Source organism: Paenibacillus sp. V4I9 (genome assembly GCF_030817295.1).
In the GTDB taxonomy this organism is placed as follows: Bacteria; Bacillota; Bacilli; order Paenibacillales; family NBRC-103111; genus Paenibacillus_E.
This window is the reverse complement of sequence record NZ_JAUSZE010000001.1, coordinates 1,731,325-1,747,316: the sequence shown is the minus strand read 5'-3', so window position 1 is coordinate 1,747,316 and position 15,992 is coordinate 1,731,325. Positions and strand designations below refer to the sequence as shown.

Here is a 15,992-nt window from a genome sequence, read left to right as displayed (position 1 = left end):
AAATATGAAACATGGCTAAATTAACAGTAGGAACAGAAAACGGGCAACCCATTGAATTATATTTTGAGGATCTTGGCGCAGGTAAACCTGTCGTTTTGATCCATGGCTGGCCGCTGAGCGGGCGCTCGTGGGAGAATCAAGTTCCAGCACTCATCGATGCAGGTTACCGCGTGATTACATATGACCGCCGTGGATTCGGACAATCCTCCCAACCGTGGACCGGTTACGACTATGATACGTTTGCGACGGATCTCCATAAGCTAATCGAATATCTGGACCTTAAGGACGTGACACTGGTCGGATTTTCGATGGGTGGCGGAGAGGTTGCTCGTTACGTTGGTACATACGGAACAAGCCGTGTCAAAAAAGCCGTGTTGGCTGCTGCGGTTCCTCCGTTCTTCTACAAATCCGATGAGCATCCGGAAGGTGGTCTGGATGAAGGCACCATTCAGGGCTTCCAAGAAGGTTTGAAAAAAGACCGCATCGCTTTCCTTGACGGCTTCACTCACAGTTTCTTTAAAGCAGGGGATAGAACCGACCTGGTCAGCGAGTCCTTCCGCGTTTACAACCTTGATATTGCTACTTACGCTTCGCCAAAGGGGACGCTGGATTGCGTTGATGCCTTTGGCCGGACGGATTTCCGTAGCGATTTGGCGAAATTTGATATTCCATTGCTTATTATCCATGGCGATTCCGATGCATTGTGTCGCTTGAAGTAAGCGGTCAACTTTCCAACGAAGCTGTTGCAGGCAGTCAACTCGTCGTAATTGAAGGTGGACCGCATGGTTTGAACGCGACTCACCCTGAACAATTCAATACCGCTTTGATTAACTTCCTGAAAAACTAAATTAATGAAAAGACGCCGGGCATCACAAGAGTGTAGACTCTTGTGATGCCCGGCGTCTTTTTTGGTGTTCCAGAGCAAGTTCTGCAACTGCCCCGCAGAACGTTCAGTGTGGCGTCATAATTAATGAGAAATCCATATGTAAAAACGTTAATTTACCAAAGCTATTTTTCACTATTAGTGAGAAAAGGAATGAACTTAGAATTTATAATTCAGCACAATTGCAGCTCCCAATACCTAGGACACGAATCTCGTCCCAAAGGAACTTATATCATCCTTTTACAGCGCCTCCGGTCAGACCACGGACCATTGTCTTATTTCCAAAAAGGAACAAGATAATCAACGGCAGCGTACCTAGGCTCAGCCCTAATATGCTTGCGGAATAATCGTACCTGTAAGCCGTGGAAAGCGTTGTAATGCCTAAAGGCAGCGTGAATAGTTCCGGCTTGTTGATGGTCACTAACGGAAGTAAATAATTGTTCCACGACCATAAAAATGCCAGAAGTCCCAGTGTCGTAAGCGCCGGCATCAGGAAAGGCACAACAATACGGTAAAAGAGCTTTATTTCCCCGCAACCGTCGATTCGGGCGCTTTCCAGCACCTCAGTAAGCACGGAGGATGACGAGAATTGCGTCATGAAAAAGACGCCGAACGCATTATTGCAGGCGGCAATAATAAGCGGTATATGCGTATTATTCAGATGGAAAAACTTCATTTCAATGACATAGGCGATCATCCCTAATTGTCCTGGTATCATCATGGTGAACAAGATAAAGAGATATAAACATTTCTTTCCTTTAAATTTACCAAAGGCGTAGCCCGTCAGAGCACTGAACGATAGCGTTAGCGCCGTACTGAGGAGTGCTACGTAGAGGCTATTCAAGTAGAACAAGGGAAAATTCCCCAACATGACCGTTTTTAAGTTTTGTAATAAATAATTTCCCGGAAGCAGGACAACGCCTTGAAACAAATCATTCGCATAGTAAGTGCCCATAATGATCATATTGTAAAACGGAGAAAGCACGATCAGGCAGATCAAAGTCAATCCGATAATAACCAGCCCTTTACTCATCTTCATCGAGTGTCTCCTCCCTGTTCATCCATTTGATGCTCAATACGGAGAATAATGCGATCACAAGGAATGTCGAGTAGGCGATGGCTGCTCCCTTTCCGTATTGAAAGGAGCCTCCGTTAAAGGAGGAGTCATACATATACCAAATTGGCGTTAACGCTGCACCATCCGGCCCACCGACTGTAGGAGTGAGATCAAAATTCCACTTACGATAATGAACGCCATCGAGATCTGAAAGCAAGCTTATTGCAGCACAAAACCCCACTCTTCATACTAAAGAAGAGAGTAGTCCTTCCTGCTTGCCAAATACGATAGAGAGCCGCTCTCCCGAGAGTTCGATCCGATCCGTTGTGTAATTTAGACTAATCATGCCACCCGATACAAACTTCTGCGGCCGATACTGGTCGCTGAAAGGCAGTTCAAACTGTTCCTGATAGATTTCATGTCCGTATTCAGCCCACGACAAAGCATGATTCAAGCGAAGCGAAAGATTGAGGTAATATTCCTGCCCTATTTCACGAGTCAAGCTTTTGAAAGGAATCACCTTAATCTGGCTTTGTCCTACACTCACAGCTTGTAGTGATAGACACCCGCTCTCCATAGGGTTCCCGTTCTTGCTGACTTCCCAGTGCAAGTCAAGATGCAACAAGCTGGAGCTTAGATATTTGTTCATGACATGGACTGCCCCCTTCGACAGATCATGGACTGTTATCTCAACAGGAGCCTTAAGACTTTTGATTTCCAAGGCTCCGGGATGCGGAGATAGATCTGGCTGAACAACGCCATTGAGGCACATGTCGACCACTTCATCCGTAACGTTTTCGCCAAAATCCCCGCCGTATGCCCAGTATCGTGTGCCGTCCTTTGAGGCGCGTATTAATGCTTTATCCGACCAATCCCATACGAAGCCGCCTTGGAACCGGGGATAGCGATCTACCATATCCCAGAACTTATGGAAATTCCCCGTACTGTTGCTCTTCGCATAAGCATACTCGCACATGACCATGGGGCGTAAGTCCCGGGTATTTGCCATCTCCTGATCCACCCACGATAGCGTCGGATATATCGGCGTACGAATATCGGTGATGAGCGAGTTCGGATCTCCGCTTTCATATTGAATCAGCCTGTATGGATCGTAATAGCGAATCCAAAAATTCGTTATCGGTCATTGACTTCTTAAGACAACTACTGTATCGGCAATAGCAAAAAAGTTATTCACAACGAGTTCGAACGCGGCGAAAATGCCCAACAATCAACATGACAATAGGAAGCGCTATAATATTGATTGGAAATACATACTTAATCCACACACGATCTGCATATTCCATGACCGAAACTGCATTTAACGGGATAATCGATATGATGAAAAGAAAGGCTGCCACAAATAGGACCAAGCTCTTTGAGTTCTTTATGTTTAAGAGCTGTGCCGTTCCATAGCTATTAATAAAGAGATATAAGGATAATTTCACAAAAACACTGAAAATCCATATAAAAATAATCCAAACATCCATATTTTGTACAAAATCAAGAAATGAAATAAACCGAACCATCGTAAAATACGGGTAAAAAAGCTGTCCGCCCATCTTTGTTCCGAATGTGGTAATAACCATTATTGTCGATACAGTAACAAGAAGAGACGGAAACAGAATCGCCATCAATGCATACTTTAATGAACGTTCCGGCTTCAATAAAAAAGGTGTAATCATCATGATCATGATGGATTCACCGAGAAATGAGGCATTGTGTAAGGAACCCTTTAGTATCGGTAGCAATCCGGTATCTGCATAAACGGGCAAAAGCAGCTTAAGCTTTAAATTGGTCGTGTTCAATAGAAGGGTAAACACAATTCCCAAGACGATCAACGGACCTGCTATTTCACTAAACCTGGCTATACCCTCAATACCTCCTTTGTAATTGACGTAGATCATAGCTGTAATCATAATAATGGAAATGACCCAAGACGGAGTATCGTGAAAAAGCATTTGTTGGAGAAACTCCGACATGACCCGCAAAATTACAGCCGCGACCGTATACCAACCGGCAAAGTAAAGGAGACAGACTGTTCTGCCAACCCATTTACCCAAAATATGTTGACTGAATTGTACAATCGTTAGAGATGGGAAAAGTGAGCTTAGTTTTGTGACTGAATAAGTGATCGCCATACCGACAATTCCGGCCAGAATAAGAGAAATCCAAGCATCCTGGTTGGCTTTTTGAATGGTTGGAGCAATGGTCAACCAAATCGTCATACTAATTTCTACGGTTGCCATCAGCCAAAACAATTGCCAGTTGGATATCTTCATTTCAGCTCTCCTTTTATTGAATCAATCGTTTTCCTAAGTTTCCGACCCGCATAATTTGGATATCTACATGAACGGTTACCCGCAAGTTTGGAAAAATCCGATCCCAGTTGTCCTTTAATGATTTCCACTGATACGGGTGCTCTCTATGCAGCGCTTCCCCAAAACCGAAGATGTCTTGTCCGTACTTTTCCTGCACGATTTTTATCGTTTTTTCGATTTTTTCTTTCTCTTTTTTATTCAATTTTCGGTTGATATCCTTTAAAATTTCGGATTTGGAAAGGTCAGCACTCGATTGGCTCTCTAATAGCCTCCCCTTACCGGATAATTGGACTTCAACAGTAATTTTATCTTGGTTAATGTGAGTGATGATTGTACTTTTCAAGTTAGACACATAGAGTGAATACCTTCCACTTTCAAGCGATTGCGTTAAATACTTATCTTTCAATATCCCTTTAACCCATAACGATTGCATTGTTTCCATGCGCCCCAAAAATCCGGCCATTTTTAAGTCTTTGTTGAATACGGCCAGGGAATCGATAAGAAATATTTTTTCCTGGTTTTGCTTTTGCGGCGATAGCTTAATGACCGGCATAACCGGTCTTATCCCTTGACTGGTAGCATCTAAGAAAAAGTCCCGAAGAGCAACATCCCCAATACGGCAAAACTTATCCTGGTCAACTGCCGCAATAGCTGAAAATTGGCTAAATGGGCTGTTGATTTCCAACGCGTCTTTACCCTCACCGTCCTGTACGACAAAAATATCAGTCCTTAACCGCGTATCGGAATTTCTGGTGTATTGATCCACAATATCCTTAATCCCTCGACGAGCAAGATTCTCCCCGAAGAAAATGGCTCTGCGGTGCCCTATAAAGATCCTGCGCGGCAATTTCTCTTGTAATTTGTTGATGGTTTCAACTATACTCTTCCCAGTTGCCGATATGACAATATTGCCTTTGCCACTGGCCCCTTCCCCCCCTTTCTTTTTAAGAAATTGGGATGGAATTGCGATTTGGGCGCTGACTTGAATAGCTCCGTCTTTAGCCAGATCAGTTCCGCTTCCTATCCAGAATGCATAATCGTTAATCTCATTCCGATCCCAGCAGCCCGATAAAATTACGATTAGGAGGAATGCCGGTACGATCCGTTTGGTTGTTCGCATATGTATGAATCTCCATGTTCTTGGTAGATGGCATGTCTAACCAGGATTCTTCTTTACAAACCTCTTGTGCATCCGGACAAGCGTATCCTTGACCATATTGCCTGTAGAGGGCGCTACTGGCTTTAAATAAGGGACCCCAAACGATTTTAAGGTAACCAGGTGTATCAAAATCATAACAACCCCCATGGCAACACCATAAACTCCAAAAATTCCGCCTGCGAGTAAAAGCGGAAAGCGTATAAGCCTGAACGGAAGTGACATGCTGTATCTTGGGAAAGAGAACGAAGCGATACCGGTACCTGCCACAATCATAACAATCGGGGCTGATATAAATCCGGCTTGGACGGCTGCCTCACCGATGACCAGAGCGCCGACGATGCTAACTGCCGATCCTACGGCCTTGGGCAGGCGGAGTCCTGCTTCGCGTAATCCCTCAAACATCAATTCCATAAGAAACGTTTCCACTACGGTAGGGAAAGGAATCCCTTCTCTGGAGGCCGCTATACTCATCATCAGATTAAGAGGAATCATCTGCGGGTGAAACGTTGTGAGCGCTACATATAAGGAAGGCAGCAGCATGGATATTACGAAAAGCATCAAGCGGATAAACCGGACGGCCGTTACATACAGGAAGCGTTCATAGTGATCTTCCGCCGATTGAAACCCGGACCAGAAGGTCATAGGAACAACAAGCGCATTAGGAGAACCGTCCACTAGAATGGCCACTTTTCCTTCCATCAAGCTTGCGGCAACGGTATCAGGACGCTCTGTATTTAGGATTTGCGGAAATAAAGAAAAGGGATAATCTTCGATATACTCTTCGATATAACTGGCATCAAATATGCGGTCTGTTTTGATGCGGCCTATTCGATTTTTAACTTCTTGCAGCACTTCGTTACTTACATTACCTTCAACATAGGCTAAGACGATCTGTGTATTTGTCGTAGTGCCTATCCGAAACGGTTCGAATTTTAGACTAGGACTTTTAATTTTCCTGCGAATCATGCTGGTATTCGTCCGAAGTACTTCCGTAAAGCCTTCCTTGGGTCCGCGGATCGTAGTTTCATTCGAAGGCTCGTCTACAGTCCGCTGCTTATATTCATTTATATCTGCCAGCAGCGCATGTTCCCAGCCATTAACAAGAATGACCGTCTTCCCCTCCAGGATAGCTTCCGAAGCCTCGTTCAAACAGAATATTTGTTTAAAGCTCGATAACTCAGCCTGATTCAGGGCAACATCTACAGCTGATCCTTTATTTCCGTAAAGATCCGCTCTTAAAGCTGCTAAGGAGGGAATAATAGCTTGCTCCATAAGACTAGTACTTGTAAATCCATCCAAATATATGAGGAGATTTTGAACATTTCCATTCACATGCAAAGGGCGGAATAAGATGTCGGAGCAATTACGGAACACAGCTTTGAGCGCTGCTTCGTTAACAACAAGGCTTTTATGAACGGGACTGATTGGCTCTTCTGGTTTCATTATTGAATTATCACTCCGTATGTAATAATTTGCTTAGTATGAACCCGTTGTTGGAATAGTATACCAATCATATATAATTTCTGGTTATACCCTCTGAAAGCCCGATAAATTGTAAATGCTTGGTTAAGCATAAAAAAAAGAAGCTAAATCAGGTTGCTGCAGCATACCGATTTAACTTCATTTAGCATTGCACAAACACAAAACAATAAAATTCCTTTATTCAAGAAATGAATGCAACATCCAAACATGCTTTTCCAAGGATGTGTGAATCACCAGCAACATATCTGCGGTTGTTTCGTCTTTGAGTGATTCTGCTAAAGCCATTCCTTCCCTTAATTCTACAATCATAATTTCAAAATCATGAGCGATGGTTTTCACCATTTGATCAGCATTTTCTGTTCCGGCTGCTTCTTTCACAGAGGAATGGTTTAAATAGTCTACCATTCTCGCCATCGGCTTCCCTTTAATAGCCAGTACCCGCTCAGCTAAATCATCAAAATGAAGCGCTACTTCGTTATATAATTCTTCAAATTTGAGATGAAGCGTAAAAAACTGATGTCCTTTCACATACCAATGGAAGTTGTGCAGCTTCGTATACAGCACATTCAAGTTTGCGATTTGTTTATTCAATACTTCTTGCAGTGTAACGGTGGTTGTACTCATCCTATCTCGCCTCCAATATTTAATTCATTCACTCAGCATTTGATTTAACATAGTTCACCAACTTAATATACTGAAAATAATCTTCACGAACAATTCTATTTTTTCTATGAAATATATAGCTATAAACTATATTTCCTCTCACATCGATTCATTATGAACGTATAAGCAACGACTATTTGCCCATTGCCTCTAAGCCGGTTACTCAATTCGCAACCGGAAGGTTTTATCCCCAATCGGAACTATCTCCATTTCGTTTTCTTTAGCATATCTGACCTCAGAGAGTAATACATTGTCCTGCAATACATGATCAAATTGCTCCAACGCTTCTTTCAACGGAGCATCGACATCTAGAGTAAGGATCACTCTTTTTTCAATCGGTAAATCCAGCCTCTTGCGGTAATCCTGAATCGCGCGTATGACTTCACGTACAATACCTTCCTGTTCTAATTCCTCTGTTATCGTCGTATTCAAAGCAACATTGATTTGGTAACCGGACGCGGAAGCATAACCCTCTTTCCCTTGTTTTTCCACCAGCAGCTCATCCAATGAGATAAGAATTGATTCACCTGCGAGTGTGACTTCTAAGAAGCCTCTTTCCACCGTTTGTTTGGCCTCAGATGCAGATAGCTGTTTTAAATAGTTTTGAACGGGGCCGACGAATTTCCCGTATTTTTTGCCGGCAACTTTCAAGTTCAGTCTTAAATTGTAGTTGACGAAGCTGCTATCGCTTTGTTCCACTCGGATCGCTTTAACGTTGATTTCATCTTTTATGATATCCTCGAATGGGTTCAGATTAAATTCACGGTCTATCGAGACGATCAGTTCAGATAAAGGCTGGCGAGTCTTGATCCCCATTTCATTCCGGACGCTGCGTGCCAACTCGACAATTTGTCGTACGGTTTCCATGTCTTTTTCCAGCTCCCCATCAATAACATGTCCCATTACCAACGGATAATCAGTTAGATGGACGCTGCCTTCGCCGCCAAGGTTGCTGAAAATATCTTCGGCAATGAGAGGGATATACGGTGCAATCATCTGAGCAAGTGTTAACAGAACTTGGCGCAGTGTTTGGTACGCAAATACCTTGTCTTCTGTCATTTGGCTGCCCCAGAAACGGTCACGTGAGCGACGAATATACCAATTGCTAAGCTCGTCGACGAACGTTTCTATATGCTTTGCCGGGTTCAAAAAGTCATAAACCTCAAGCCCCTTCACTACGTTTTGCAAGGTGGTATTTAATCTCGATAACACCCAACAGTCTAATTCGTTCTTAGAAGTTTGCTGTGGATAGTCTTCGGGATTATATTGATCAATCGTCGCGTACAATGAATAAAAAGCATGCGTGTTGTTGATCGTATCAACCACTTTAGACTTTGCCTCGGCTACAATCTGCTTCGAAAACCTCTTGCTGTTCCACGGTGCGCTGTCAGAGAGCAGGGCCCAGCGAAACGCGTCCGCTCCGTATTCATCGATAATTTCCCATGGGTCAATGACATTCCCTTTGCTTTTGGACATCTTTAGACCATTTTCATCCAACACGTGTCCGGTTGAAATTACCGCTTTGTATGGAGATTTTCCGGTATACAATGTGGATACCGCCATCAGGCTGAAGAACCAGCCTCTCGTTTGGTCGATGCCTTCACAGATCATATCAGCAGGATACTGATCATTGAATAGCTTTTCATCACCGAACGGATGATGGTACTGGGCAAACGGCATTGAACCGCTGTCGAACCACACGTCGATCACTTCAGGCGTTCTTACCATGGTGCCTCCACAAGAGCAGTGTAATTTAACATTGTCCACATAAGGTTTATGCAGCTCCAAGTGCTCACTGATTGCTTCCACAGATTTTTCACGCATATCTTTATGACTTCCAGGCGCATACTCGGATGTGCAATCCGGGCAAATCCAGATGTTCAGCGGAGTACCCCAGTATCGATTCCGACTAATATTCCAATCCACAAGGTCTTCTAGGAATTTGCCGAAACGTCCTTCACGTATATGGGAAGGGTACCAATCGATTGTTTTGTTATTCTCGATCAACTGATCTTTGACTGCGGTCGTTTTGATGAACCAGCTTTCCATCGCATAGTAGAGCAGAGGCGATTTACACCGCCAGCAGAATGGGTAGCTGTGTTCATATCGTTCCTTCGAGAACAGCAGGTTGCGTTCGGACAAGTTTTTCACGATATCGACGTCACAATCTTTGACAAATCGTCCGGCGAAATCGGAGACTTGATCGGTATATCGTCCGGCCAAGTTCACTACGTTCACGAAATCCAATTCGTGCTGGCGGCTCGTACGGTAGTCGTCTTCCCCATACGCCGGTGCCGTATGAACGATGCCGGTACCATTCATATCGCTGACATAGTTGGCATCTACAATAATATGCCCTTTGTTCACGGTGATATAGGCGAAAGGGGGCTCATAAGCAGTTCCTATGAATTCCGAACCTTTGTGAGTAGATAAGATCTCAAAGTCCTCTTTGAAAACCTTTTCTGCAAGTTTTTTTGCAACCACATATACTTCGCCGTTTTGTCTTACTTTAACGTAATCAATGTCCCTGTTTATCGCCAGCGCCACGTTGGCCGGCAGCGTCCAAGGTGTAGTCGTCCATGAAAGGAAGATTTCTTCACCTTTCTTGCTTCTAAATTTCACGGGTGCACTCAAATCTTTTACGTCTTCATAGCCTTGCGCCACTTCATGAGAACTGAGAGTCGTTTGGCAGTCAGGGCAATATGGGCTGACGCGGTGACTTTTATACAACATCTCTTTTTTATGAATTTCAGACAAAATGTGCCAAACGCTCTCGATATAATCATTGGTCAGCGTAACGTAAGGAGCATCCATGTCAGTCCAATAAGCGATTGCTTCTGTAAGTTCGCGCCATTGCTTCTCATATTCGAACACACTACTTTTACATTTTTCAACGAATTCGGCTATTCCGTATTTCTCGATCTCTTTTTTTCCCGAAATACCCAACTGTTTTTCCACACCAAGCTCGACCGGAAGGCCATGTGTGTCCCATCCGGCTTTGCGGATAACACGGTAGCCTGACATTGTTTTATAGCGACCGATGAAATCTTTAATGACGCGTCCGAGTACATGGCCGATATGAGGCTTACCATTTGCGGTGGGAGGCCCTTCATAAAATACGAAGTTTGGGTAAGCTCCCCGGTTATCAATTGATTTGCGAAACGTATCGTTGTGGTTCCATTGATTCAAGATACGCAGCTCACGAGCCCTTGCTTTTTCTTTGACATCAACTTTTCTCATGTCTGCCATCCTTTCTCAATTTAAATATACTTTTGGAAACGCCCCAAAAAACTCAAGTCGTTAATTTTGCGTATACGATAAAAAACACCATCATCTCTCCGATGATTGCATAATTAGGTACATGAAAAACCAAATCCAACGCAATAAAACATCCAACTATCCCCAATAATATCCCCAAATGATAGTACTTCAGGCGTATGTGTTTGTGTCTATATCGGTGGAAAACCAGTGACGTAGAAAAAAAATAAAGCAGAACTGATCCAAAAATAAAACCCAACATGAATGGATAATTGAGTTGTTCCTTAAATAACAATTGGATCGAAGCAGCTATCATACTCATGGATAAATAAATGAATAGATGGCCATAAATTATCGTTTGGCCGGCAGTTTGTATTTCTTTGCTCACTTTCCTTTCAATATTATCAAAATATTGCCACCACAAAGCAATAACTAATATACATGTAAATGAGGCAAACAAAATGGATGGCAAAGTCCAATCACTTGACTGCAAAACAGCAAGTATACTGATTACTGATTCACCAAGAAGAATAAGTGTAAACAATGCAAAGCGTTCCAATAAGTGTTCGGTATGTGTGGGTGTTTTTACCAGGTACCGCCGGCCGATTAACGGCAACATAATATCTACAGCAATTCCCGCATACAGAATCGCATAACGGATCCATGAGTCAAAGAAAAGCGAGCAGGAAGATATCATTATTCCAATCCAAAAGCGAGTCCCCAAATATCGAGCGGTCATTTGCTGGTGTGTGCCTATTGCTTTGTGTACCGTAAGGTATTGAATAGCTGTCAGTGCTCTCGAACCAATATAGCCTACAAAGAAGGGAATATAGAAGTGATCAAAATTAACGGATAGGCTTGCTGTCATAATTAAAACAAAGAATAGTTGCAAAAACATGAATATCCTTTGAGTAACGATATCTTGGCCAAAACGATTATTAAAGAGAGTTTGTCCTACCCACGCCCACCAGATTGGAATGAAAATTAAAACAAATTTGGTTAAGTATTCAATGGAAATGGTTCCATGATCGGTATGCAGCAAGACGTGGTTCGCTTTTGATACTGCTGCTACAAAGAGTAGATCGTAAAAAAGCTCCAACCAGGTTACCTTTTTCTCAACCATAACTTCAAAACTCCCTTTATTTGACTTCATGCTGTTCACTAAAACAATGAGAGAAAGGACTATCATTAATGTTCGATAGCCCCACGTGTAAAAAAAATTATATTTTCAATTTATTAGCAATTTCACTTATTTACTAGATAAGCCGCAACTTCAGCTAACCGTGAAGCGTAACCCCATTCGTTATCGTACCATGTCGCGACGGATAGGAGTTCCCCCTGTACTTGAGTCAATGGAAGGTCAATGATGGAGGAATGGGAATCACCTACGATACGAGAAGATGCCCATTCGCCTTCTAAAACATCAAGGACTCCCTTCAACTGACCATCTGTAGCGGCACTGCGGAAAATATCATTAACCTGTTGAATCGTACATGGCTTTTCCGTAACAAGGTTTAATTCAGCAATACTTCCGGTACGAGTTGGAATTCGGTATGCCTTACCCGTAATCTGTAAATCGTTCCATATGAATTTAAGGGCTCTTGCAGCTCCGGATGAAGAAGGAATGATATTTTCTGCAGCGGCCCATGAATCCCGTCGATCCTTCATAGGCTGATCCGTTAGAGATTGCGTGTTTGTATAGGAATGGACAGTCGAGAATAGACCATACTTGATCCCGAAGTTTTCTCTTACGATTTTGATGACTGGAGCCAATGCATTGGTCGTACAACTCGCCATACTAATGATCTTGTGCTTTTCCGGATCGAAACTATCCAGATTTATCCCTTTAAGCAATACAGCATCACAATCCTCAAGGCTCTTACTGGGTCCACTAACTAGTACTCTATTTGCACCACGATCCAAATGGACTTGAGCAATAGCACGGGTAACGGCACGGCCTGTACAGTCGATTACCAGATCCACATCCAAGGCCTTCCAATCTGGAACTTCTTTAGACGAATTGATAAACTGAATTTCACGTCCGCCAATAACCATAAGACCTTCTCGTCCCGAGACATCTTCTTTCCAGCGTTTATAGTTGGTGTCCACTTCGAAAAGAGCGGCAAGTGTCGCTTCATCTTTAATATCTGAAATAGAAACCGGAACGAAAAGTTGATCCTGCAAAGCGACTCTTAATAATTGCCTTCCAATACGCCCAAATCCGAATATTCCTATTTTTCCCATAGTTAACCTCCATAGATTGTTGAATAAAATTTTCTTAGCCATCCATGATTTAAATGCCAAATTCATCCGGAATATACTCGATCCGAGATTCGGCGAAGATAGTAAGCTGCTTGAGCGGTTCGTCGTATATCACAAGACCTTCTTTAACATAAAACCAAATTTTCATCGCTGGTTGATCACCATATTCCCGAAAAAGAAACACATTCAATTCTTGTTTCCAACGTAGAATCTCATGGATATCCACGTCCTGTGTAATGATTAAAGTAATTCTCCAACCCTGACCCATACGCATCACAGAATATTCCATAGGTTGTTGTTCGGTATGAATAAATGTCCTACCTCCAACCGAATGCCTAACCACAAGTACCTCTTTCATATAAGCCCTCCTATTCGTCTTATGGAAGGTCAATCAGCATTAGAAATGCATCTTCCACCGCCATGATGCTCAACTGAGACAAAGATTCGATTCGAGCCGTATCCCCTTCACCTAACCGAGTATTGTTCACTGTGATTCGTCCCTCAATGACGAAAAGAAATATCCGGCGTCCCTCTCCCTGCTGAAAGGTAATATCTTTATCTTTATCCAACCTGCTTAAATAGAGAGTTAGGTCTTGATGGATTTTAACCGTCTGCTCCGAACCCTGCGGATCAACGATGGGGAGCAAGGCATTCTTTAATTTCTCTGAATGGTATCGGCGGGTTTCATACGAAGGATCTAATCCCCGTTCATTTGGCATGAACCACAATTGAAGAATTCTCATCGGCTCAGTCTGCGAAGCGTTGTATTCAGCATGGACGACTCCGGACCCCGCGCTCATTCGCTGTACTTCCCCAGTTGTTGTTACCTCCATGTTCCCTAAATTGTCTTCATGACGGACGGATCCTGAAAGTACGATTGTCAAGATTTCCATATCGCTGTGCGGGTGGGCACCAAATCCTTTGTCGGGATCTACGTCATCGTCATTGCATACTCGCAAAACTCCAAAACCAGTGTTATTTGGGTCATAGTAATTGCCAAACGAGAAGCTTAATCGGCTCCGCAGCCATCCATGATCTACGTTAAACCGAGAATCAGCCGGGAATACTTGAATCATATTAGAACTCCCCTTTTCAGCTATTTTAATAATACGTCATCATAATCTTTATGTTGGTCAAATTGACTTTTGGCGAAAGGACATAATGGCATAATCTTTATCCCTTCCTTCCGAGCAAATTCGACTACTCGCCTAACTAATTCTTGTCCTACTCCTTGACCTCGCAGACGATCGGAAACAAATGTGTGATCTACGATTATGATTTCATTCCCAGTTGGAACATAATGTAATTCTGCCTCTCTTTTACCCTGCTCTTCTACATAAAAACTGTTCGTATCTTTATTAATTTCAATCATTATTGTTACCCTTTCTTATATATTGCAAAGCGCCACTTGGGCATTTATCAATAAGATCTGCAATTTTGTCTGCCGTTTCTTCATCTGCATGAATCCATGGTTTCTTATTAACGTTGAACACTCCTGGTAACCCTCTCACACAATTTGCCGAATGGAGGCATCTTCCAGAGTGAAAAATAACATCAATATCTTTCCCTTTATATATTTTGAATTCTTCATTCATTCCTATCATGCTCCTTTCGCCCTGTCATTTCATTCCGTAAATTAATTAACTCAACGGTACTTCTGAACCTTCAACGGCAGAACGAAAAAAACTGATGAGTGATCGTGAGAATATCCGACCAATTACCAGTACTAAGCGAGTTTTAGGCCATGTAATTTTAATCTGGTCGTTTCATCGAAAATATTTCTCCCAACTTTGAGTAGGAGTCTCCTCTTTGGAGAGGGTGGTAACAAACGCGACGGGTCTTGGTATTATACTTCCGATTAGCAGCTTGTAGTTATCCCGCTCACTTTGAGTTGTCGGATCGATCGATATCACTAGGAATCACCTTTCATTTATCTGACACACGTACCTGAATAGGTGGTAATCCTTTTTCGATTTCTGCACGTTTAGCCTCAAACCATTCCGGAAGCATCAGTTTTTCACCTAATGCATCTGATTGCTCATCAACTGCAAAACCAGGTGGATCCGTGGCAATTTCAAACAGGATGCCGCCTTCTTCACGAAAATAAATCGCATTGAAATATTGTCGGTCGATAACGTCTGTGGGATGGAAGCCATGTTGCTCGACATGTGTTCTCCATGAAGCATGATCTTCATAATCCTTTGCGCGCCATGCAATATGATGAACAGTACCGGCTCCACTTATGCCCCACTCCATTGCCGCACTGTTAACATCAATAACATTACCAATACTCCCAGTAGATTTATAGCGGATAAAATCCCCCTCTTGGTCCACCTTTTGAAGACCCAAGACCTGCTCTAGTACATTCATCGTTTTTTCGGGAGCGGTACTATACAGGACAGCACCGCCAAAACCTTTGATAGCTTTATCTATTGAAACACCACCGAACGACCACTGACTCAAATCTCCTTCCTCGCGCTCTACAATCTCTAGCTGTAAACCATCCTGATCTGAAAATGTTAAGTAATTCTCACCAAACCTCGTCTTTATAGAATAAGGGACATTAAAGCTTTCTAGGCGCTCTTTCCAAAAATCGAGTGCACCTAAAGGAACGACATATGTTGTTATACCGACCTGTCCTCCACCAATACGCCCTTTACGACCAAGTTCACATGGAAAGAATGTGATTATGGTACCTGGACTACCTGCTTCATTACCGAAATACAAATGGTAAACATCCGGGGCGTCGAAGTTGATCGTTTTTTTTACAAGTCTCAGACCTAGTACCCCTGCATAAAAGTCCACATTTTTTTGAGCATTCTTTACAAAAGCCGTGATATGGTGAATTCCTTCTGTTTGTTTTTCCATTTTGTAAACACTCCTTGTATGATATTTAACTGTTTATGTCAT

The 15,992-nt window shown here is 42.9% G+C and carries 15 protein-coding genes and 2 pseudogenes; 1 reads left to right on the top strand and 16 read right to left on the bottom strand.

Features of this window, described 5'->3' with window-relative positions; all coding sequences use genetic code 11:
• Nucleotides 1-11: 11 nt before the first annotated feature.
• Nucleotides 12-847: pseudogene (locus QFZ81_RS08235) on the top strand (alpha/beta fold hydrolase).
• Between the two features lie 268 nt (nucleotides 848-1,115).
• On the opposite strand, the gene QFZ81_RS08230 reads toward QFZ81_RS08235, so the two are convergent.
• The 16 genes and pseudogenes from QFZ81_RS08230 to QFZ81_RS08155 all read right to left on the bottom strand — a co-directional run bounded on the left by QFZ81_RS08230 (nucleotide 1,116) and on the right by QFZ81_RS08155 (nucleotide 15,950).
• Nucleotides 1,116-1,922 carry a carbohydrate ABC transporter permease gene (locus QFZ81_RS08230; protein ID WP_307602215.1) on the bottom strand — a complete coding sequence of 269 codons (807 nt, stop codon included), beginning with the start codon at nucleotides 1,920-1,922 and terminating at the stop codon, nucleotides 1,116-1,118.
• Nucleotides 1,909-2,157: a hypothetical protein gene (locus QFZ81_RS08225; RefSeq protein ID WP_307602213.1), complete on the bottom strand. Its 249-nt coding sequence runs from the start codon at nucleotides 2,155-2,157 to the stop codon at nucleotides 1,909-1,911. Before QFZ81_RS08225 ends, QFZ81_RS08230 begins: the two co-directional genes overlap by 14 nt.
• Nucleotides 2,158-2,184: 27 nt before the next feature.
• Nucleotides 2,185-3,063, bottom strand: coding sequence for a glycoside hydrolase family 2 TIM barrel-domain containing protein (locus QFZ81_RS08220; RefSeq protein ID WP_307606847.1), 879 nt, complete (start codon nucleotides 3,061-3,063; stop codon nucleotides 2,185-2,187).
• A gap of 64 nt (nucleotides 3,064-3,127) precedes the next feature.
• Nucleotides 3,128-4,219, bottom strand: a complete 1,092-nt coding sequence (locus tag QFZ81_RS08215; protein WP_307602211.1) for a GerAB/ArcD/ProY family transporter — start codon at nucleotides 4,217-4,219, stop codon at nucleotides 3,128-3,130.
• 13 nt (nucleotides 4,220-4,232) lie between these two features.
• Entirely contained in the window at nucleotides 4,233-5,378 is a 1,146-nt protein-coding gene (locus tag QFZ81_RS08210) for a Ger(x)C family spore germination protein (protein ID WP_307445754.1), read from the bottom strand.
• 36 nt (nucleotides 5,379-5,414) lie between these two features.
• Nucleotides 5,415-6,860, bottom strand: coding sequence for a spore germination protein (locus QFZ81_RS08205; RefSeq protein ID WP_307445756.1), 1,446 nt, complete (start codon nucleotides 6,858-6,860; stop codon nucleotides 5,415-5,417).
• A 216-nt stretch (nucleotides 6,861-7,076) separates the two neighbouring features.
• Entirely contained in the window at nucleotides 7,077-7,523 is a 447-nt protein-coding gene (locus tag QFZ81_RS08200) for a Dps family protein (protein ID WP_307445758.1), read from the bottom strand.
• 198 nt (nucleotides 7,524-7,721) lie between these two features.
• Nucleotides 7,722-10,802, bottom strand: coding sequence for an isoleucine--tRNA ligase (gene ileS / locus QFZ81_RS08195; protein WP_307602209.1), 3,081 nt, complete (start codon nucleotides 10,800-10,802; stop codon nucleotides 7,722-7,724).
• Between the two features lie 52 nt (nucleotides 10,803-10,854).
• Nucleotides 10,855-11,943 (bottom strand): low temperature requirement protein A, encoded by a 1,089-nt coding sequence (locus QFZ81_RS08190; RefSeq protein ID WP_307445762.1) that lies wholly within the window; start codon nucleotides 11,941-11,943, stop codon nucleotides 10,855-10,857.
• 122 nt (nucleotides 11,944-12,065) lie between these two features.
• Nucleotides 12,066-13,064: a type I glyceraldehyde-3-phosphate dehydrogenase gene (locus tag QFZ81_RS08185; RefSeq protein WP_307445764.1), complete on the bottom strand. Its 999-nt coding sequence runs from the start codon at nucleotides 13,062-13,064 to the stop codon at nucleotides 12,066-12,068.
• A gap of 49 nt (nucleotides 13,065-13,113) precedes the next feature.
• Complete coding sequence (locus QFZ81_RS08180) at nucleotides 13,114-13,440, bottom strand: hypothetical protein (RefSeq protein WP_307445766.1); 327 nt, start codon at nucleotides 13,438-13,440, stop codon at nucleotides 13,114-13,116.
• 19 nt (nucleotides 13,441-13,459) lie between these two features.
• Complete coding sequence (locus QFZ81_RS08175; protein ID WP_047675115.1) at nucleotides 13,460-14,158, bottom strand: pirin family protein; 699 nt, start codon at nucleotides 14,156-14,158, stop codon at nucleotides 13,460-13,462.
• Between the two features lie 20 nt (nucleotides 14,159-14,178).
• The gene (locus QFZ81_RS08170) at nucleotides 14,179-14,454 is read right to left on the bottom strand and encodes a GNAT family N-acetyltransferase (protein ID WP_157036601.1); all 276 of its coding nucleotides are present in this window, start codon (nucleotides 14,452-14,454) and stop codon (nucleotides 14,179-14,181) included.
• Entirely contained in the window at nucleotides 14,447-14,677 is a 231-nt protein-coding gene (locus QFZ81_RS08165) for a (4Fe-4S)-binding protein (protein WP_047675116.1), read from the bottom strand. Before QFZ81_RS08165 ends, QFZ81_RS08170 begins: the two co-directional genes overlap by 8 nt.
• 177 nt (nucleotides 14,678-14,854) lie before the next feature.
• Nucleotides 14,855-14,995: pseudogene (locus QFZ81_RS08160) on the bottom strand (flavin reductase family protein); the annotation flags it as partial.
• A gap of 13 nt (nucleotides 14,996-15,008) precedes the next feature.
• A complete protein-coding gene (locus QFZ81_RS08155) occupies nucleotides 15,009-15,950 on the bottom strand; it encodes a ring-cleaving dioxygenase (RefSeq protein ID WP_307602207.1) in 942 nt (313 codons plus the stop codon).
• Between the last annotated feature and the right edge of the window lie 42 nt (nucleotides 15,951-15,992).